We start from the raw sequence: 20,700 nt of genomic DNA, 5'->3' as shown, positions 1-20,700 counted from the left end.
ATTTATTTCACGTACCTTTGTATAAATTTCGAAAATCGAAATAATTACAAGACAAAAGCGTCTTGCTTCTTACAGCAGTGATGTTGCAAATTTAGTATTATGAGAAAAAGAATTGATAAGAACGACGGCCGTCGTTCAGATTCAACCCCCAAGTCTTCGGACGACCGCCGATCAAGTAGAGGCGGAGAAAGAGCACCTTATGCAGGTCCTCGTGCCAATTCAGAAGGACGTACCTATTCAGGACCACGTTCAGATAGCCCAAGAAGTTTTTCTGGCCCAAGAAGAGATTCAGGAGATTCTCGTCGCCCATCTGGAGACGGAGAAAGAAGACCGTATTCAGGACCAAGAAGCGATTCAGATCGCAAGCCATACGATGGAAATCGTGAAGGAGGCGAGCGTCGTTCATTCTCTGGCCCAAGAAGAGATTCAGGAGATTCTCGTCGCCCATCTGGAGACGGAGAAAGAAGACCGTATTCAGGACCAAGAAGCGATTCAGATCGCAAGCCATACGATGGAAATCGTGAAGGAGGCGAGCAGCGTCGTTCATTCTCTGGCCCGAGAAGAGATTCAGGAGATTCACGTCGCCCATCAGGAGACGGAGAAAGAAGACCATATTCAGGACCGAGAGGCGATTCAGACCGTAAACCTTACGAAGGAAATCGTGAAGGAGGCGAGCGCCGTTCATTCTCTGGCCCAAGAAGAGATTCGGGAGATTCTCGTCGCCCATCAGGAGACGGAGAAAGAAGACCATATTCAGGACCAAGAAGTGATTCAGATCGTAAACCATACGATGGAAATCGTGAAGGAGGCGAGCGCCGTTCATTCTCTGGCCCGAGAAGAGATTCAGGAGATTCTCGTCGCCCATCAGGAGACGGAGAAAGAAGACCATATTCAGGACCGAGAGGCGATTCAGACCGCAAACCTTACGAAGGAAATCGTGAAGGAGGCGAGCGCCGTTCATTCTCAGGCCCAAGAAGAGATTCAGGAGATTCTCGTCGCCCATTCGGAGATGGAGAGAGAAGGCCATATGATGCGAACCGAGAATTTTCAGAGGATAAGCCATTTGTACCTAAAGAAGATTTTCGTTCTGAGCCAAGTAGCGAACAGGGAAATGATGAAGTAAAGCCAAGAGCTTATTCAAGTGATCGTACTCGTCCTAATTCTAGAAGAGATGATGCTCCAGAAAGTAGAGATTTTTCTGAAGGAAGAAATGCCAAGTTTTCGAAGCGTGATACCTTTAAAAGTAGAAATCGCTATGAAGAAAAACCAGCATTTACCCCTCAGTATAAATTAGATCGATTTAGAGAAAAAGCTCCTGCTCGTGTTCAAAAGAAATTCATTCAAGAAGAGCGCAAAAATGATTCCATTCGTTTGAATCGTTTCATTGCCAATGCAGGTATTTGCTCTAGAAGAGATGCTGATAAGTTGATTGAAGCAGGAGAAATCAAAGTAAATAATAAAGTGATTACAGAAATGGGCTATCAAGTTCAGCCAACGGATATTGTAAAATATGGTAACCGTAAATTGAACAGAGAAAAGCCTGTATATGTACTTTTAAATAAGCCTAAGGATTTCATAACAACGACTGAAGATCCCAATGATCGTAAAACAGTGATGGAATTGGTGAAAAATGCTGGGGATGCCCGCATTTATCCAGTTGGTCGTTTGGATAGAAATACGACTGGTTTGATTTTATTGACCAATGATGGCGAATTAGCTGATAAATTAACGCATCCATCCAATGAGATTGAAAAAATCTATCAAGCCGAATTGGATAAGCCCTTGACGGATGAAGATTTAGAAAAAATTAAGGCTGGTTTGACTTTAGAGGATGGAGAAATCAAAGTAGATGATATCGCTAAGGTTACACCGGATGGCTATGTTGTAGGGGTGAAAATCCACTCTGGTAAAAACCGGATTGTTCGTCGTATTTTCGAACACGTAGGTTATGAAGTAACCAAGTTGGATAGAACTACCTTTGCAGGATTAAATAAGAAAGATTTACCAAGAGGAAATTGGAGATATTTATCCGAAAGAGAATTGGTTAAGTTGAAATACTTAATGTAGTAACAAACAAAAGGCCCATGTGAATGGGCCTTTTGTTTTAATTATCATGATGCTTGTTATTTCAACAACCAAGCGAAGCATTATATATTCATCAATGATTCTCTTCTTCTCATTTTTCCAGCTGGGATACCAAACATCATTTTGAAACGACGGCAGAAATAAGCTGTGTCTTTATAGCCTACTTCGGAACCAATGGCACGGATGGATTTTTTTGTTGTTCTTAATAATCCAACAGCTGCTTCCATACGTTGGTATTCAATATAATCCTGTGGATTAATACCAGTCAGCATTTTGAAATATTGACCTACATAATCTTCAGAGACGTTGGCTACGTTTGCTAAAACTTTATTTGAAAGATCACCACCCAAGTTATCTTTGATATAAGCAAAAATGTCAATTAAGCGTGGGTCTTTGAAATAAGTACTGTTCGTGGCTAATTGCTCGACAAACAAACGGTTACGAATGATATAACGAATCACTTCAATAACAATTTCTTCAGTCTTGATTTTAATGATACGACCTTTGCCTATCTCTTCTGACATGTCTTCCAACAAGATTTCCTTGATGGATTGCGCTAAGTCATCATCTTTTTTTATCAAAAACGGAGGTATGTCTAAGGAAGTAAAGAAGTTGACCGAGTCAAATACCTTAGCTTCAAATGCTACCATACCAAATGAGTTATCAGCTTTACCGATGGTATTAGGATCCATGTTTTGATCGAAATACAATTCACGGTGAGTCATGAATTCTTCATTGTTGACGGCTTTCGGTTTTTCAGAATTACCGTAGGTCACACTAACCATTTTTCCGCCAGGTATAAAGAGCATATCACCCTCTTCTACAGGAGTGTCTTCTTCACCAAAAGAAACCTCACCTTTGTACAAAATCAAGAGGGAGTTTTCTACATCATAATAATTTTTGATGCGGATTGGTTGTAATATTCTAATGTTTCTCGCCTTAATGAATTTAACACCAAGGGATTCGATAATTTTGTTATAATCTTCCATTTTTTTGCTCGTTTACAAACATTCAGAACATTTGTAGGATTAAACTTGGACAAAACTAATAAAACAGATAATAATTCCAAATTATTTAATCCAATTTTTTCCTTAAATTGACAAATAAATTATTGTAATAAACCTATAATTGACAGCTTATGGGTAGGAAAGTATTTAAAGCGTACTTTAGATTGACTTTTATAATTATTTCGAGGATATTCCATTTTTTGATTTAATTTAAATAATTAGCTCGTTTTTTATTGGTAAATTTGTTTTTTAGCTTTAGTTCAGCCACGCGACTGGAGTATATTTTAGCATTCAATTATGGGAATTTTTAATTTTCTAACCAAGGATATTGCCATCGACTTAGGTACGGCTAATACCCTGATTATTCACAAAAATCAAGTGGTGGTAGATGAGCCATCCATTATCGCATTGGATAGGACTACCAATAAGGTTTTGGCCGTTGGTAGACAAGCCATGATGATGCATGAAAAGACCAACGATAACATCAAAACGATTCGGCCACTGAAAGATGGTGTAATTGCCGACTTTACAGCAGCTGAGTTAATGATGCGCGGCTTGATTAAAATGATGGACAAAGGAAATTCATTTTTCTCTCCAGCATTACGCATGGTGATCTGTATTCCTTCTGGTATTACAGAGGTGGAAAAGAGAGCGGTAAAAGATTCGGCAGAGCATGCCGGTGCACGTGAAGTATACATGGTTCATGAGCCGATTGCTGCGGCGATTGGAATTGGAATAGATATCGAACAACCTAACGGTTCTTTAGTAGTAGATATTGGAGGAGGAACCACAGAAGTAGCTATTATTTCTTTAAGCGGTATCGTCGTAGAGAATTCAATACGCGTTGCGGGAGATGAATTTACCCGTGATATCAAAGATTACTTATTAAGAGAGCATAAGCTGATTATCGGGGAACGCTCTGCAGAACAAATCAAAATTCAGGTAGGTGCAGCTTTACCAGAACTTGAAAACCCACCAGCTGATTTTGAAATCCGTGGTCGTGATCAAATGACAGGTATACCTAAAGAGATCTTAATCAATTACTCTGAAATAGCATATGCTTTAGATTCGTCCATTACTAAAATTGAAGTAGCTATCATGGAAACGCTTCAGCGGGCTCCTGCTGAGTTATCTGGGGATATTTTCCATAATGGAATCCACTTGGCAGGTGGTGGTGCCATGCTACACGGACTTGACAAACGTATTGAAAAGAAAACGCAATTGAAAGTTCATGTAGCAGACGATCCTTTAAAAGCCGTTGTTCGTGGAACAGGAGAAATTTTGAAGAATTTAGAGAAATATAAGCCTGTTTTAATCACCTAGTCACCCCATATTTTGGTATGAATCAATTGTTTCAATTCCTCTTACGACAAAGGAACTTCCTATTGTTTTTCGTATTGGAATTGATCAGTTTGTGGTCAGTTTTTAAATACAACGACTACCAGAGAACCCTATATTTTAATACCACAAATCAGTGGGTGGCGTCTTTATTAGCTCAAAAACAAGAAGTTCAGAATTATTATCAGTTGAGAGATATCAATCGAGAATTGGCTTCAGAAAATGCCCAATTGCGCCAAGAAGTATTTCGATTGAAAGCCCAGAAAGCACCCGATTTGAAGTTGCCTTACTACATCAATGAGGCAGTGCTAAATAGATATCAACCCGTAGCCTGCAAAGTCATTGATTTGACAACCCAGCAATCTCAGAATTATTTAACGATTGATAAAGGGACCAAGGATGGGCTTCATCCAGGAATGGCCGTTATTTCTTCCACAGGAGTTGTAGGGAAGGTACTGTCTTGCACAGAGAATTTATCGATGGTCATTTCAATTTTACACATTAACAACACCGTTTCGGCAAAATTAAAGTCCAGTGGCGAATTAGGCTATGTTAAATGGGCCGGCTGGCAGCCCGAAGTAGCTGAAATGATGGATGTGTCCAAATACAAAAAAGTAGTTAAGGGAGATACCGTGGTAACATCGGATTACAATGCGGTTTTTCCTCCCAATGTGCCTATTGGGATTGTAGCTAAGCTTGGCTTGAAGAAGGATGGAAATTTTCATGATATTAAAATCATGTTGTTAACTCATTTCTCTACGTTGCAATATGTTTACGTGATTAAAAATAGATTAGCATGGCAACAAGCCAAATTGGAACAATCTAAACCTAAGCCGGAATAAGATGGGATCAGGTAGCACCTTTCGATGGATTTTGACGGTTATTTTTACATTACTTATTCAAGTATTGTTTTTAAGGGATTTGACCATAGCCTACTTTGCTTTTTGTTTCTTGTATGTATGGCCACTAATTAAAGCACCAATAGATACTCCACCGGCCTACCTAATGTTAGGAGCCTTTGTGCTAGGTTGGATAGTAGATGTGTTTTATAATACCCACGGAATGCACGCCTTCGCCTCTGTGTTTATCGCATCCTTACGCTCTCCAATTTTCCGTTTGTTGACGCCAGCTAATGGTTATGATGAACGTTCTAGTGTAAGTTTACAAGAAATGAGGCCCTTATGGTTTTTTTCTTATTTATTTTTGATGCTATTTTGTCATCACACACTATTATTTCTTTTGGAAGCTAGTGATTTCGAATTAGTGGGAATTAGCTTATTGAGAGGGCTTTCAAGTTGTTTATTAGGAATTTTAGTCTTTGGAATACTAGAGCTTTTTAATTTGAATAAGTAAGCCTTTTTGTCATATTTTTCCTTTCTTTTTTCTTGGGCATAAAATTGTAGGAAGGAAATACGTTATCAGAAAATGATAATGCTTTAATATAATGACTATGGACGTCCAAGTAGAAAATGAAATCGACCCTTCGCCACATGCGAGACAGATTTTTGAAAAAGAATTTATGCCGCATTTAGATGCGATGTATAATTTTGCTTTGAGATTGACAAATGATGAGGATGATGCTCAAGATTTGGTTCAAGATACTTGCTTAAAAGCCTATCGCTTTATCAATTCTTTTGAGCCCGGTACCTATGCAAAAGCCTGGTTATTCCGCATTCTAAAGAATAATTTCATCAATGACTACCGCAAAAAATCTCGTGGTCCATCCAAAGTAGAATTTGAATGGGTCGAGCAATCTTTTGCTGGAGATGATGATCCTGAACCTGCTCATCAAGCGGATTTACATGCAGAAACAGTCAATGAAATGCTGGGTGATGAAATCACTAAAGCCATTCAAGCTTTGCCAGTTGATTTCAGAATGATTATCATTTTATGTGATTTAGAAGAGTTTAGCTACGAAGAAATGGCTAAAATTTTAAATATTCCTATTGGTACTGTACGTTCACGTTTACACCGTGCCAGAGCATTATTGAAAGACTCTTTAGCTACTTATGCTAAATCAAAAGGATATGGAGCTGACACTTTGTCAGATTTGGATTGAACTTTTACACCAAGGCTTGCGTTAGCCCAAACAGAATGAATTAATTAATGAGCATGAAGAAGAGCTGTGAACATCAGAAAGATTGCATGAAGCTAATCCAGCGAATATTGGATAAAGAAGCAAGTCCAGAAGAGGAGGCTGCCTTTTTGGCCAATAAAAATCAATGTATTCCATGTCAAGAGGGATATGAATTGGAGACATCTTTAAAAAAGGCAATTAAAGAAAAATGTACTGCGAAATGCCCTGACGAACTTTTCGCCCGGATCAAAGAGAAACTTTTTCTATTAATTATCCTTATTTCCATCTTAATTCCCTTATTTTGTTAGCTTAAACAAACAACAATTTTTTGGAAGGGAAATTAATTATTTTTTCAGCACCTTCGGGTTCAGGTAAAACGACCATCGTTAAAGAACTCATCAAAAATAATTCCAATTTGGGATTTTCTATTTCAGCATGTACACGAGATAAGCGTGGAAGATCAGAGGAGAACGGAAAAGATTATTATTTTTTAACTCCAGAAGAGTTTCGTCAAAAAATCAATGAAGAGGCTTTTGTTGAATGGGAAGAAGTCTATCCCGGGGCCTATTATGGCACATTAAAATCAGAAATTGAGCGTATTTGGGCATCTGGAAAGCATGTTATTTTTGACGTGGATGTTAAAGGAGGTTTAGCTCTCAAGAAATATTACGGAGAACGTGCATTGGCCATTTTTGTGAAGGTTCCAACCTTAGAAATATTGGAAGAGAGATTACGGTCTAGGGGCACAGAAAGTGAGGAGGCTTTATCCAAGCGTATTTTTAAGATGAAATTTGAATGGTCTTTCCAAAGTCAATTTGATGTCATTTTAGTAAATGATAAATTAGAGGAAGCCATTGAAAAGGCGCAAGCCCTTTTCGATGATTTTACCCAATAATCCATGAAAATCGGTTTATTTTTTGGTTCATTTAACCCCATTCATCATGGACACTTGATGATTGCACAAGCGGTATTGAACCAAACCGATGTCCAACAGATTTGGTTTGTTGTTTCTCCGCAGAACCCGCATAAAAAGAGTAAAAGCCTCCTTCATGAATTTGATCGTTTAGATCTTGTGGAAAGAGCCATTGCGGATAATTTTCAATTCAAAAGTTGCGACATTGAATTTAGCTTGAAGAAACCTTCCTATACCATTGATACCCTCATTCATTTATCTGAGAAATTTCCCCAGCATGAATTTGAATTGATTTTGGGAGGAGATAATTTGGAACAATTTAAAAGTTGGAAGAATTACGATAAGATTCTTGATTATTTTGGGCTTTACGTATATCCTAGAGGGGAAGAGCCTACTAGTGAGCTTTGGAAGCATCCTAAAGTAAAAAAGGTCAATGCGCCAGTTTTACATATTTCTGCTACGTATATCAGAGAGTGTATTCAAAAAAATCAGTCAATTAAATATCTAGTTCCTGATAACATAGAGCAGTTAATCGCTCAGAAAAAATTCTACATTTAGGCCTTAAGCGCTTAAATTTTGTTCTCCTTTTTTAGTCCCTTTCCTTTTTTGCGACTGTGCCTTTGGTGGGTTTTGGGAATAATAATCGTCCCCAATCAAACTTGGAGAGAGGATGTTTTAGCTATGTATGGTTTATTTTTATGCATACCGATGAGCTTCGTTTTATGGACTAAAAACAAGGATATTTTTTATTCAATTTTACTTTCATTCGTTTGCCTAATCGCGGCATTTCTTCGGACTCAAGAAGTAAAAAATCGTTTTCAAAAACCTCCATCAGATGTTTGGGCCATTCGATTTCAAATTACAAGTACTCCCCAAATAAAACCGAAGACATATGCATTTGAAGGTGAAATTTCAGCATTTATGGATGCAAAAGGGCGTTGGAAAAGGATTCGAACGAAAAGCATTTTTTACTTGGAAAAAACAGGAGCTATACCTCAGATAGGTGATTTTTATTTAGCTAAGTCTAAGCTCCAATTCATTCGACCTGCTGCGTTTCCCTATGGACAAGATTGGCCTAAATATTATGCTAAAAAGGGGATTTTCTCAACAGCCTATTTAGCAGCATCATGGACAAAGTTGGAAAAGAGACCCGAACTATTCTCATTTCAGCACTATTTTGATAGGTGGCAGCACCGTTTTCTGCAACATCTTCATCAGGTAGTTCGAGGAGAAAGAAATAAGTCTGTAGCTGGTGCTATGTTATTGGGAAGTCATGAAAAGATCGATTTTGAGACTAAAAAGAGTTATGCAGCTTTAGGGGCCATTCATATTCTATCTGTTTCTGGTATGCATGTAGGAATACTATTTTTATGCATTCAATTTATGCTCAAATTCATCCCAAAACGTAAGCTGATTGCTAAAATAGGCCTTTTTATCTTACCTCTGATTCTCATTTGGTTTTATGCAGGTGTAACTGGATTTTCGGCTCCAGTATTACGAGCCAGCTGGATGTTTTCGGTCGTCTTATTTGCTCAAACATTTCGATATCCTATGAATTCAATCAATATGCTATCCTTCACAGCTTTTGTCATATTGGTTTGGGATCCCATGCAATTATATGATGCTGGTTTTCAACTTTCCTTTTTAGCCGTTTTAGGTATACTCGTTTACCAACCTATTTTAAGCTCTATTGGAATACCTTCGATTAAAAATCCAATGATTAATTACCTCTTAAAACAAGGGGTTTCGCTAACTATGGTTGCCATTTCAGCTCAGCTATTGACCTTCCCTTGGATCTTGTATTACTTTCATCAATTTCCACATGTGGGGATCATGTTATTAGCAAATCCAATATTGGTTTTACTTTCTTCTATCTCTTTGGTGATAGGAATGATATTTCTATTAATCGCCTCTGTATTTAGTGCAATCAGTATGACTAAGTGGTATTATTTTATAGGTACCCTGTTTGATGATAGTCTTACTTTATTGCATGAAATCATGTTTTGGATAGATACTGTTTTTCAACCAACAATTCCATTTTTACATTGGGATGTATGGATGTTTTTTCCTTATTTTTTATTACTCATGGTGGGGAAATACTGGTGGGAAACTCGTAATACATTCCTACTATGGGGATTGTGTGTATTGGTCATTGGAAGTGTATTCTATTTTCAGTTGGAGAAATGGAAAACGGTACATGATCAAAAGATTGCCTATTTAGGTCAATATCGAGGGGAGCCAGTTTGGCTTGAGGTGGAAGGATTAAAAGCTAAAATAGTTGGTTCCAATAGTATGTCACATGATCCTGCTTGGATACAGTCCAATATATCTCCTTTATTAGCACACCATTACATACAAGATACTGTTCAGCTGAACTGGGAAGATGGAAAGAATGTTTCTTGGTATTGGAAAAGGAAGAGCTTTTACCTAGCACATCAAGTTCATGTATTTTTTCCAACAGAAATCAATGTTTTGATTATCGATAGCAAATTAAAAAAACAGGGTTTTGATTGGTTGAGATCTAGGAGACAGGTGGATTGGCTTTGGACTCAATCATTATCAGCTTATTATCTCAAAAAAGTAGCAGAGATGAGTCCATTGTCTAAGCAACAAGTAGCATTAGATACGATCTCTGCCCAGGTATATTAAAAAAGGCTGTCGTTTCGGACAGCCTTTTTTATATTATTTATTTTTTTGCTCTTGACGTTTACGTTCGTTTGGATCTAAGAAGATCTTACGCATACGTAAAGACTTAGGAGTGATTTCTAAGTATTCATCTTTTTGGATGAATTCCATACACTCTTCTAGCGAGAAGTTTAATTTAGGAGCGATCTTGGTATTGGTATCTGTACCAGATGCACGCATGTTGGTTAATTGTTTTGCATTTTGCAAGTTAACCTCGATGTCATTCTGGCGATTGTGTTCACCAACAACCATACCTGAGTAAATCTCTTCACCTGGATCGATGAAGAACACCCCTCTGTCTTGTAATTTATCAATTGCATATGGTGTAGCAACCCCTGTGTTCATAGAAATCAATGAACCATTAATTCTACCTGGGATTGGTCCTTTGAAGGGCTCATATCCAATAAAACGGTGTGCCATGATAGCTTCACCAAAGGTAGCTGTTAACACTTTAGAACGAAGTCCAATCAAACCTCTTGAAGGAATGTTGAATTCTAAGTGTTGTAAGTCACCTTTAGGTTCCATAATCAATAACTCACCTTTACCTTGTGTAGCTAATTCAATTACTTTACCTGCTACTTCTTCTGGTACGTCAACGACTAATGATTCGATTGGCTCTAATTTTTCACCATTATCGCCTTCTTTGTAAATAACTTGCGGTTGACCAACTTGTAATTCATAACCTTCACGACGCATCGTTTCAATTAAAACTGACAAGTGAAGAATACCACGACCAAAAACTAAGAATTTATCTTCACTTTCAGTTGTCATAACTCGCAAAGCCAAGTTTTTCTCTGTCTCTTTGAACAAACGCTCACGAATATGACGAGAAGTTACCATTTTACCTTCTCTTCCAAAGAATGGAGAGTTGTTGATGGTAAACAACATGTTCATGGTTGGTTCATCAATAGCGATACGCTCTAATGCTTCTGGATTTTCTGGATCAGCCAAAGTATCTCCGATTTCAAAATCTTCAATACCTGTTACAGCACAAATTTCTCCACATTCTACTGTATCAACACGTACTTTACCTAAGCCTTCAAAAACCTGAAGTTCTTTGATACGCATTTTTTTAATAGAGCCATCTGACTTACAAAGTGCGATTGGCATATTTTCTTTCAATGTTCCACGCTCCAAACGTCCGATCGCGATACGACCTACAAATGAAGAGTAGTCCAAAGATGTGATTTGCATTTGAGGAGTACCTTCCTGTACTTTAGATGCAGGAATGTGCTCAATGATGGCATCTAATAATGGGATAATATTGTCTGTTGGAGTTTTCCAATCAGTATTCATCCAACCTTGTTTAGAAGAACCATATAAGCAAGGGAAATCCAATTGCTCTTCTGTCGCGTTCAAGTTGAACATTAAGTCAAAAACAGACTCATGTACTTCATCTGGGCGACAGTTTTCTTTATCTACTTTATTTACAACTACAATTGGCTTTAAACCTAAAGCAATAGCTTTAGATAAAACGAAACGAGTTTGTGGCATTGGACCTTCAAATGCATCCACTAATAACAAAACACCATCAGCCATACGTAAAACACGTTCCACTTCTCCTCCAAAGTCGGCGTGACCAGGAGTGTCAATGATATTGATTTTTACGCCATTATAGCGAACAGATACGTTTTTTGAAACGATAGTAATTCCGCGTTCTCTTTCAAGATCGTTATTATCTAAGATCAGATCACCAAATTCTTGATTTTCTCTAAAAATCTTAGATGCATGGATGATTTTGTCGACTAGTGTAGTTTTACCGTGGTCAACGTGGGCAATGATGGCAATGTTGCGAATGCTTTGCATAAAATAATGGCGCTTTGATGAAATCAAATCTCTCTGCCTGAGGAAATTTAAGGTGCAAAGGTAGGGATAATTTCTTAGAAAAGTACTAATTGAAGATAATCAAATCGTGAAATCTTAGTCTTGATTTACTTTCTGAGAAGTAGATTTGATTTTGTTCGGGTAAAAATCAGCAATTTTCTTCAGGATATTCTCGGAATCAATCCCACATAATTGGTAAAGTTCATGAGGTTCTCCATGTTCAATAATATCGTCAGGGACTCCTAAACGTAAAATTGGTTTATTATAACCATGATCCAGCATAAATTCGGCAATGGCAGAACCAAAACCTCCTTGAACGCAAGCGTCTTCCACGGTAATGATTTGATTGTATGTTGAAAATACTTCATGAAGTATTTTTTCATCCAATGGTTTCACGAATCGCATGTCATAGAGTGCGGGATTCATGCCCAAAGATTTTGCTTTTTGACAAGCTTTTTCCGCTTCATTTCCGATATGGCCAATACTTAAAACGGCAATTTCTTCTCCATCGAGAACTTTTTGTCCTTGACCAATTTTAATTTCTTCAAAAGAGGTTCTCCAAACGGGCATGACACCTGCGCCTCGTGGGTATCGGATTGTCATCGCCTTCTGATGTTCTTTGAATTTATCTAATGAGGCGGTATACATGATATTTCTGAGCTCCTGTTCGTTTTTGGGAGCAGCTACAATCATGTTTGGAAGGCAGCGCATATAGGCCAAATCATATAAACCATGGTGAGTAGGACCATCGGCACCGGCTAGACCTGCTCGATCTAAACAGAATATAACAGGTAGTTTTTGCAGGCAAACATCATGGACCACTTGATCGTAGCCTCTTTGCATGAAAGAACTATAAATATTACAAAAAACAGTGAGTCCTTGAGTAGCTAATCCTGCTGAGAAGGTAACTGCGTGTTGCTCGGCTATACCTACATCAAACGCACGATCTGGCATGGCCCTCATCATGATATTCAAAGAGGACCCAGAAGGCATGGCAGGAGTAATTCCCATAATTTTGGGATTTTGTTCTGCCAATTCTAAAATTGTATGACCGAAAACTTCCTGATATTTAGGAGGTTGTGGGTTGTCAAATGTCTTTTTATGAATCTCTCCAGTGATTTTGTCAAATTTTCCAGGAGCATGCCAAAGTGTTTGATCTTTTTCTGCTAAGGAATAGCCTTTACCTTTAGTTGTGATACAATGTAATATCTTAGGCCCTGGAATATCTTTTAAATCATTTAACACCGTGGTTAAATATTGAACATCGTGTCCGTCAATGGGGCCAAAGTACCTTAAATTCAGGGACTCAAATAAGTTACTTTGCTTGAGTAAGGTAGCTTTTAATCCGTTTTCTATTTTTGAAACAATTTCTTGCGCGGATTTACCGAATTTAGACATCTTCCCTAATAGATTCCAAACATCGTCTTTTACGCGGTTGTAAGTATGTGAGGTGGTAATATCGGTTAAATATTCCTTTAAAGCTCCAACATTGGGGTCAATCGCCATGCAATTATCGTTTAAGATAATCAGCATGTTGTTGGGAATATCTCCAGCATGATTCATGGCTTCAAAAGCCATACCTGCAGTCATGGAACCATCTCCTATGACGGCAATATGCTGTTTATGAAATTCTTTTTTATACCGAGATGCTACAGCCATACCCAATGCCGCGGAAATAGAAGTAGATGAGTGGCCTACGCCAAATGCATCGTATTCACTCTCAGAACGTTTTGGGAAGCCGCTAATTCCTCCTAGTAGTCGATTAGTATGAAATGAATCCTGACGGCCCGTCAGGATTTTGTGTCCATAGGCTTGATGACCTACATCCCAAACAAGTTGGTCATCTGGTGTGTTGAATACATAATGTAGAGCAACTGTTAATTCCGTTACACCTAAAGATGCTCCAAAATGACCTCCATTGACAGAGACGTGATCAATGATAAATTGGCGCAATTCATGGCAAACCGCAGGTAATTCTGCAGGGGACAACTTTCGCAAATCCGCAGGGGATTGGATTTTGCTTAAGATCGGTCCGGCTTGAAATTGCATCTTGTAGGGGTAATTTTGATGAAGGGTTCTGATTTAACAATACAAAGGTAAAAATGTTTTCGGCTGACTAGTCATTTTTTTGACTTGCTTTAAACAATCGTTTCTTTTCATGCTTACTTAAACTTTCATAACCGGAGGTCGAAATTTTATCTAAAATAGCATTCAATTCATCCTCTTCAATCTCTTCTGGCTCATTTTGCTCAACAAAATCTTGAATTTTCTTTTGAACTGTCATGGAGTAAGAATAAATTTTTTCTTCTGGAGCAGGTCGCCGTAATTGTTTTCTTTGATATGAATAGGCATAGAGAAAGCCTAATAAGGCCCCTCCTAAATGGGCTATATTACCTCCAGCATTCGTGCCCGTAGTTTCAATCATAGACCAAAGTATGTAGAATGCAGCTACATATTTAATGGCTACTTCCCCAAAGATTAACAAATGAACTTTATAATTGGGTTGTAAAGTCGCTGCCGCTACAACAATGGCAAAAACACTAGCAGAGGCGCCATTGAGATAAATGGGCCCTTTCATAACGAAGTAGGAGAAGCTATTTAATAATAAGATGTAGGCAATTGCTCCTGCTAATCCACCTAAAAAATATAATTGAATGAGGCGTTTTTGGCCTATAAATGAATGAATGATACTGCCAAACCAATATAGGAATAGCATATTAAATACCAAGTGGAATATTTCAAAATGGGCAAAGAAATAAGTAAAGAAGGTCCAAGGTTTGTACAATACAATCTTGGGTTGGGAAGAAAGAGCGATTTGTTCTAATAGTTGATTATACCAAGCTTCTTTTCCTGCAAGGGATAAAAATACATGACTCAACGACACGACCACAAATACGAAGACATTGGCCAAAATAAGTCGCCACAATCCATTTTCTGGATTTTGTATGACGAGTTTGATATCCTGCCAAATACTTTTCATCTCAATAGAAATTGTTTCTTTGTGTTTTCCAAACTTTTAAAAGAATCACGGCAAAAATCATTCCTCCAATATGAGCAAAATGAGCCACATTGTCCCCTTGACTTTGCTGTATCCCTGCATAGAGTTCATAAAGTCCGTAAAAGGTAACAAAATATTTAGCCTTGATTGGTATGGGGAAAGGGAATAAAAACATTTCTGAATTTGGGAATAAGTAGCCAAAAGCCATGATGATTCCAAAAATGGCTCCTGATGCACCTCCTAAAGCTCCCATATTGATTAGAGCTTCATAATTAGCGATCACCCAGTTGATGTTGATTTGTCCTCCTGGGGCCGATATAACCCCATAATGTTGGGCATAATCAATTAAATTATCTGAGTTGGGATTGGATAATACTAGTTCTGTTGCTCTTCTGATTTCCGCAAAATCAATGAAATGCTGGATACCCATATACAAAAGCCCTGCACCTATTCCGCAAAAAAAGTAAAAGAAAAGAAAGCGTTGAGCACCCCAGATACGTTCTAATAAGGAGCCGAACATGTAAAGACCAAACATATTTCCTAGGAGGTGCATGAAACTAGCATGTACAAACATATAGCTTACCACCTGAAAAAAGCGAAAATCGCTCGCTCCAAAATAATGTAATGTGAGTAATTCTTGCGGAAAACCAAAGCCTTTGATCAGATAAAGGCCCACATTGATTAACAATAAAGTACGTACTGTTGGTGTTAAGTTTTGTAGCATTTTTTTATTCTTCGTAACCCCAATCAATGGAGGTTTTCATGTCTTTAATAATTAATCCCATGGATTTGAAAGTAGTTCTAATTTCATCCACTTTGTCGTATTGCTTACTCTGCTTGAATTCAGAATACAGTTGAAGTAAACCTTGAATCATGCTTTCCCAATTGTCAGGAAGCTCTTCTTTAATGCCTAAAATTTCTTCTAAAAAAGAAATATAACTTGATTTTAATAAACTAAACGACTCTTCTCCAATGGATTCTAACGAAACTTGGCCAGTATAAATCTGATTTATTTTCTTCAACAAGGTGAATAAATTAGCTATTGTAACTGCCGTGTTTAAATCATCGTTCATTCCATCATAACACCCTTGAACAGCAGCCTGAATTTCTTCTCCATGTTTGGTTTCAATGGCTGAGCTTTGGGCATCTATTGGGAAAGTCATGTTCTTGACAATTCGTAAGCCATTGGCAATCCGTTTATAGCCTTTTTGAGCGGCCTTGAGCGCCTCATTAGAAAAGTCCAAGGTGCTTCTATACTGCGATTGTAACATGAAAAAACGAACCGTCATGGGACTATATGCCTGTTCCAATAATGGGTGACTCCCACTAAATAACTCCGAAGGTAAAAATGAGTTACCCAGCGACTTGCTCATTTTTTGGCCATTGACAGTCAGCATATTGGTATGCATCCAATATCGGACTGGGGCTTTTCCGTAAGTCGCCTTAGCCTGCGCGATTTCACATTCATGATGCGGGAATTTTAAGTCCATTCCACCACCATGTATATCAAAGGTATCTCCTAAATATTTGTGGCTCATGCAAGTACATTCCAAATGCCAGCCCGGAAAACCTTCACCCCATGGGGAAGGCCAATGCATTAAATGTTCGGGTGCAGCTTTTTTCCATAAGGCGAAATCCAGGGGATTTCTCTTTTCACCTATACCATCTAAATCACGTGTTTCTGTTAATAAATCTTCCAAAACGCGCCCAGAAAGTTTTCCGTAATCACCGCCTTGTTTATTGTAGGTTTCTATATCAAAATAGACAGATCCATTGGATTCATAAGCTAATCCTTTGTCTAGTAATATTTTAGTCGTTTCAATTTGCTCCATAATATGTCCCGTAGCCGTTGGTTCGATGCTCGGTGGAAGTAAATTGAATTGTTCCAAAACTTGGTGAAAGTTTTGCGTGTAGCGATGTACAATTTCCATGGGCTCCAGCTTTTCTAGCTTGGCCATTTTACCAATTTTGTCTTCGCCTTCATCACCATCACCCACTAAGTGACCCACATCGGTGATGTTTCTGACATAGCGAACTTGATATCCCAAGTGACGCAAATAGCGATGAAGTATGTCAAAAGAGGTGAAAGTCCTTAAATTACCCAGATGGACATAATTATAGACCGTTGGCCCACATACATATAAACCTACATGTGGAGCATTAATGGCCGTGAATAATTCTTTTTCTCTACTGAGTGTATTGTATAATTTTAAGGCTTGCATGGTAATTATTTTCCCTTTTCAGAAGGGCTATTTGTAAAAGAACTAAAATTACTTTGATTCTTTTAAACCACCAAACGATTTATAGCCCTTGAATGTTTTATGGGAGGTCGGATTGCTCGACTCATTCTATTATCTTTGTTTAAATATTAAAATACCATTTAAAATCCAGCATGTATTTACGAGAAGTAGCTGAAGATAGCCTATTAAAAAAAGCTTTTTTAACCTTTCCTGTTAGCTTGTATGCGCATGATGCTAATTGGATTCGCCCTTTGGATTCAGACATTGAGTCTATTTTTGATCCTAAAAAAAATCCTCATTTTAAACACGGTGATGCGATTCGCTGGTTGTTATTTAATGAAGAAAATCAAGTAATTGGTCGAGTTGCTGCTTTTTATGATGGCAAACCAGCTAAGGAAGGAGAATTAGCTGCTGGGGGTATGGGATTTTTTGAGTGTATTGAAGATGAAAAGGCTGCCTTTGTCTTGTTTGATGCTTGTGCGGATTGGTTGAAATCCAAGGGTTTAGAAGCCATGGATGGACCTATTAATTTTGGTGAACGAGATAGCTTTTGGGGATTAATGGTAAAGGGTTGGGAATTTGAACCAACCTACAAAATGCCTTGGACCAAAGAGTATTATATCGCTTTTTTTGAGCGCTATGGTTTCAAAGATTATTTCCAGCAATATGTGTTTGTTTCCCCGGTTTCTGCGGCTAATGTAGCTCCCTCGATTGAAGAAAAAGCACAAAGAATTTATCAGAATCCCAACTATGTATTTAAGCATATTGAGAAATCGGATTTAAGTAAATATGCCGAAGACTTTAAAATTATCTTCAATGCGGCATGGGCAAAATTCCCAGGCGTTACAGCCATGAGTTCAGAACAAGCCCAGAAGTTAGTGAAGAAAATGAAGCCCATCATTGATGAACAATTGTTGTGGTTTGCTTATACTGCTGAAGGAGATCCCGTGGCTTTTTTTATTGTCATTCCTGATTTGAATCAAATTGTCAAGCATCTAAATGGAAAGATGAATGTGTGGGGAATGATTAAATTTTTACTATTGAAATGGAAAGGGGCTTTAACTCGTTGCTGTGGGGTGATTTTTGGCGTTGTGCCTGACCACCAAGGTAAAGGGGTAGAGTCTGCCATAGCTTTAAGATTCCGTCAAGCTGCCCGTGATAATCCTTTTTATCCTTATGAAACAATGGATATGAATTGGGTAGGAGACTTTAACCCAAAAATGCTTCGATTTGTGTCACAGTTAGGTGCCAGTATCGATAAAACATACATTACCTATCGTTATTTATTTAATCCAAATCAGCCCTTTAGTCGTTGTCCTAAAGTTGGCTAAATAATTCAAAATGAGCTTATTATCAATTGGAACAGTGGCTTTTGATGCCCTAGAAACCCCTTACGGAAAAACAGATAAAATTATCGGTGGATCTTGTACTTACATTAGTTTATCCGCCGCATTTTTCTTACCTAAAGTAAATGTAGTCGCTGTAGTTGGTGACGATTTTCCTAAAGAATACATGGAAACTTTGGAAGAAAAGGGAATTGATTTGACTGGTTTACAGATCAAAGAAGGAGAAAAAACTTTCTTTTGGGCAGGCAAGTATCACAATAACATGAATACCCGTGATACCTTGGTGACTGATCTCAATGTATTAGCTGATTTTCAGCCGACAATTCCTACGGCATATCAAGATTGTGACTATTTAATGTTGGGTAACTTGACTCCACAAGTGCAAATTGACGCCATTCAAGGTTTAAGTAAGCGCCCTAAATTAATCGTAATGGACACAATGAATTTCTGGATGAATGTAGCTATGGACGACTTGAAACGCGTATTGAAAATGGTCGATGTGTTGTGTATCAATGATGAGGAAGCCCGTCAGTTATCTGGTCAATATTCTTTGAGAATAGCGGCTAAGATGATTATGGCCATGGGACCTAAAACGTTGATTATCAAAAAAGGAGAGCACGGCGCCTTGTTGTTCCAAGAAGATAAAATGTTCTATTGTCCAGCTTTGCCTTTGGAAGAAGTATTCGATCCAACGGGAGCAGGAGATACCTTTGTAGGTGGATTTATTGGTTATCTAGCTCAGAAAGACGATGTGTCTTTTGAAAACATGCGCCAAGCCATTGTATATGGTTCAGCTATGGCTTCCTTCTGCGTTGAGAAATTTGGAACAGAGCGTTTGTTTGAAATTAGTCCAGCGGATCTAGAGTCTCGTGTGAATGAGTTTCGAGAGTTAGCTAGGTTCTAAGCTCCTACCATGACCACATGTAATTCATCCAAGTTCAAGTATTGATTCGCTATTTCGCGCAATTCTTGAGCTTGGCATTGAATAATCTGCGTTTGAAATTGATCATAGAAGTCAGGCGCTAGGTTTTCCAACTGAATGACTTTGATTTTTTCAGCAATGTCAAAGGCCTGAGTAAGTTCGCCAGTAAAACTGCCCATCAAATAGTTTTTAACTAATTCTAATTCTTCTTCGGAAACCAATTCATTTTGTAATATCCGGATTTCCTTCTTGATTTCCTCTAAGGTTTGTTCGCTATTTTCTCCATTGACATCTGTGCCAGTTACCCAATAAGAGGACTCTTGCAGCGGCACTATGGAGGAAGATATACCATAGGTGAAACCTTTATCCTCGCGAATATTATTTTGAAGCCTAGAACCAAAATATCCACCTAATATGGTGTTCAGAATACTGAATTGGAAGTAATCTGGATGATTTCTTCCAATGGCTAGTTTACCTACACGGATGGAAGTTTGTAAGGCTCCATCTCGACGGTCATGTTCGATTTGTACAGCTTGAGGTGTCACAATAGGTAGTTTACCTGGCCATGGCTGATCAAAGCGTAATTGGCCAATAAATCGGTCAAGTAACTGCAATTCTCTGTCGGAAACTCTACCTGAAAGAAAAATAATGGGTTTGACATTTACCCATGTAGATGTATAGAAATCAAATAAATCATTTCGGCTTAAATCGGCTAAACTTTCGGGAGAAGAATAGCGTCCATAGGCATGATTTCCGAAAATTTGTCCACGAAATAACTGGCTAGCAGCGAATGAAGTTTTTTGCCAATTCAACTTGTTTTTTTGGATCTCGATGGCAATTTCCTTTTCAAATTCTTCTTGGCTGAATGTTGCTTCTTTGAGAAGTTCCGCTACCCATGGAATCAGAGCTTCAAAGTGTTTATTTAAGCCGTAAACAGAAAAATTGGCATTATCTAGATTGGCCTGTATATCCCAAAACGCACCTAAGAAATCAAATGCTTCATGTATTGCTTGAGCGGAATGAGTAAGAGTACCTCTTTTCATCAGATTGGCTACCATGTTGGCTAAGCCAGTTTTCGATCCAGACTTTGATCCTGCTGGACTAATAATTTCCAGTTTGAAGACAGGTTGCTCTCCTAGATTGATGGAGTAAACGGGAATTCCATTACTTAGATGAAATACACCAACAGTAGGAAATTTCACTAATTCAATCGGGAAAGCAGGAGGGGGTGTGGAACGGTCTAGCATGGTAGTAGGGTAAAAAAA

The 20,700-nt window shown here is 38.2% G+C and carries 18 protein-coding genes; 11 read left to right on the top strand and 7 right to left on the bottom strand.

Annotated features, from left to right (window positions below; genetic code table 11):
• The first annotated feature begins 99 nt into the window (after nt 1–99).
• Nucleotides 100–2,067, top strand: a complete 1,968-nt coding sequence (locus EWU22_RS00390; protein WP_231962549.1) for a pseudouridine synthase — start codon at nt 100–102, stop codon at nt 2,065–2,067.
• Between the two features lie 80 nt (nt 2,068–2,147).
• Here the strand turns inward: EWU22_RS00390 and EWU22_RS00385 are convergent, their stop codons facing one another.
• Nucleotides 2,148–3,074: an AraC family transcriptional regulator gene (locus EWU22_RS00385; protein WP_109324300.1), complete on the bottom strand. Its 927-nt coding sequence runs from the start codon at nt 3,072–3,074 to the stop codon at nt 2,148–2,150.
• A 315-nt stretch (nt 3,075–3,389) separates the two neighbouring features.
• Between EWU22_RS00385 and EWU22_RS00380 the strand changes: the two genes are divergently transcribed.
• The 8 genes from EWU22_RS00380 to EWU22_RS00345 all read left to right on the top strand — a co-directional run bounded on the left by EWU22_RS00380 (nt 3,390) and on the right by EWU22_RS00345 (nt 10,069).
• A complete protein-coding gene (locus EWU22_RS00380) occupies nt 3,390–4,415 on the top strand; it encodes a rod shape-determining protein (protein WP_109324299.1) in 1,026 nt (341 codons plus the stop codon).
• 17 nt (nt 4,416–4,432) lie between these two features.
• Entirely contained in the window at nt 4,433–5,272 is an 840-nt protein-coding gene (gene mreC / locus EWU22_RS00375; RefSeq protein WP_109324298.1) for a rod shape-determining protein MreC, read from the top strand.
• A gap of 1 nt (nt 5,273) precedes the next feature.
• Nucleotides 5,274–5,783: a hypothetical protein gene (locus EWU22_RS00370; RefSeq protein ID WP_109324295.1), complete on the top strand. Its 510-nt coding sequence runs from the start codon at nt 5,274–5,276 to the stop codon at nt 5,781–5,783.
• A 97-nt stretch (nt 5,784–5,880) separates the two neighbouring features.
• Entirely contained in the window at nt 5,881–6,489 is a 609-nt protein-coding gene (locus EWU22_RS00365; RefSeq protein WP_109325439.1) for a sigma-70 family RNA polymerase sigma factor, read from the top strand.
• 53 nt (nt 6,490–6,542) lie between these two features.
• Nucleotides 6,543–6,815: a phosphohydrolase gene (locus EWU22_RS00360; RefSeq protein WP_109324294.1), complete on the top strand. Its 273-nt coding sequence runs from the start codon at nt 6,543–6,545 to the stop codon at nt 6,813–6,815.
• 20 nt (nt 6,816–6,835) lie between these two features.
• A complete protein-coding gene (gene gmk / locus EWU22_RS00355; protein WP_130923956.1) occupies nt 6,836–7,402 on the top strand; it encodes a guanylate kinase in 567 nt (188 codons plus the stop codon).
• Between the two features lie 3 nt (nt 7,403–7,405).
• The gene (gene nadD, locus EWU22_RS00350; protein WP_130923955.1) at nt 7,406–7,978 is read left to right on the top strand and encodes a nicotinate (nicotinamide) nucleotide adenylyltransferase; all 573 of its coding nucleotides are present in this window, start codon (nt 7,406–7,408) and stop codon (nt 7,976–7,978) included.
• Nucleotides 7,979–8,101: 123 nt separating this feature from the next.
• On the top strand, nt 8,102–10,069 hold the full coding sequence (locus tag EWU22_RS00345; protein ID WP_262708112.1) for a ComEC/Rec2 family competence protein: 1,968 nt from the start codon (nt 8,102–8,104) through the stop codon (nt 10,067–10,069).
• A 33-nt stretch (nt 10,070–10,102) separates the two neighbouring features.
• Here the strand turns inward: EWU22_RS00345 and typA are convergent, their stop codons facing one another.
• The 5 genes from typA to cysS all read right to left on the bottom strand — a co-directional run bounded on the left by typA (nt 10,103) and on the right by cysS (nt 17,149).
• The gene (gene typA / locus EWU22_RS00340; protein ID WP_109324277.1) at nt 10,103–11,911 is read right to left on the bottom strand and encodes a translational GTPase TypA; all 1,809 of its coding nucleotides are present in this window, start codon (nt 11,909–11,911) and stop codon (nt 10,103–10,105) included.
• A 114-nt stretch (nt 11,912–12,025) separates the two neighbouring features.
• On the bottom strand, nt 12,026–13,978 hold the full coding sequence (dxs, locus tag EWU22_RS00335) for a 1-deoxy-D-xylulose-5-phosphate synthase (protein WP_130923953.1): 1,953 nt from the start codon (nt 13,976–13,978) through the stop codon (nt 12,026–12,028).
• Nucleotides 13,979–14,045: 67 nt separating this feature from the next.
• The gene (locus EWU22_RS00330; protein WP_130923952.1) at nt 14,046–14,909 is read right to left on the bottom strand and encodes a rhomboid family protein; all 864 of its coding nucleotides are present in this window, start codon (nt 14,907–14,909) and stop codon (nt 14,046–14,048) included.
• A gap of 1 nt (nt 14,910) precedes the next feature.
• The gene (locus EWU22_RS00325) at nt 14,911–15,651 is read right to left on the bottom strand and encodes a rhomboid family intramembrane serine protease (protein ID WP_109324274.1); all 741 of its coding nucleotides are present in this window, start codon (nt 15,649–15,651) and stop codon (nt 14,911–14,913) included.
• A 4-nt stretch (nt 15,652–15,655) separates the two neighbouring features.
• Nucleotides 15,656–17,149: a cysteine--tRNA ligase gene (gene cysS / locus EWU22_RS00320; RefSeq protein WP_130923951.1), complete on the bottom strand. Its 1,494-nt coding sequence runs from the start codon at nt 17,147–17,149 to the stop codon at nt 15,656–15,658.
• A gap of 170 nt (nt 17,150–17,319) precedes the next feature.
• Between cysS and EWU22_RS00315 the strand changes: the two genes are divergently transcribed.
• Both EWU22_RS00315 and EWU22_RS00310 read left to right on the top strand, forming a co-directional pair.
• A complete protein-coding gene (locus EWU22_RS00315) occupies nt 17,320–18,498 on the top strand; it encodes a hypothetical protein (protein ID WP_109324271.1) in 1,179 nt (392 codons plus the stop codon).
• A gap of 10 nt (nt 18,499–18,508) precedes the next feature.
• Nucleotides 18,509–19,417, top strand: coding sequence for a PfkB family carbohydrate kinase (locus EWU22_RS00310; protein ID WP_130923950.1), 909 nt, complete (start codon nt 18,509–18,511; stop codon nt 19,415–19,417).
• Here EWU22_RS00310 and EWU22_RS00305 read toward each other — a convergent pair.
• The gene (locus tag EWU22_RS00305; RefSeq protein WP_130923949.1) at nt 19,414–20,682 is read right to left on the bottom strand and encodes a M16 family metallopeptidase; all 1,269 of its coding nucleotides are present in this window, start codon (nt 20,680–20,682) and stop codon (nt 19,414–19,416) included. The two genes, EWU22_RS00310 and EWU22_RS00305, sit on opposite strands and share 4 nt — an antisense overlap.
• Nucleotides 20,683–20,700 lie beyond the last annotated feature (18 nt).

Source organism: Aquirufa nivalisilvae, from assembly GCF_004307455.1.
GTDB lineage: Bacteria > Bacteroidota > Bacteroidia > Cytophagales > Spirosomataceae > Aquirufa > Aquirufa nivalisilvae.
This window is presented reverse-complemented; position numbering and strand designations above follow the sequence as displayed.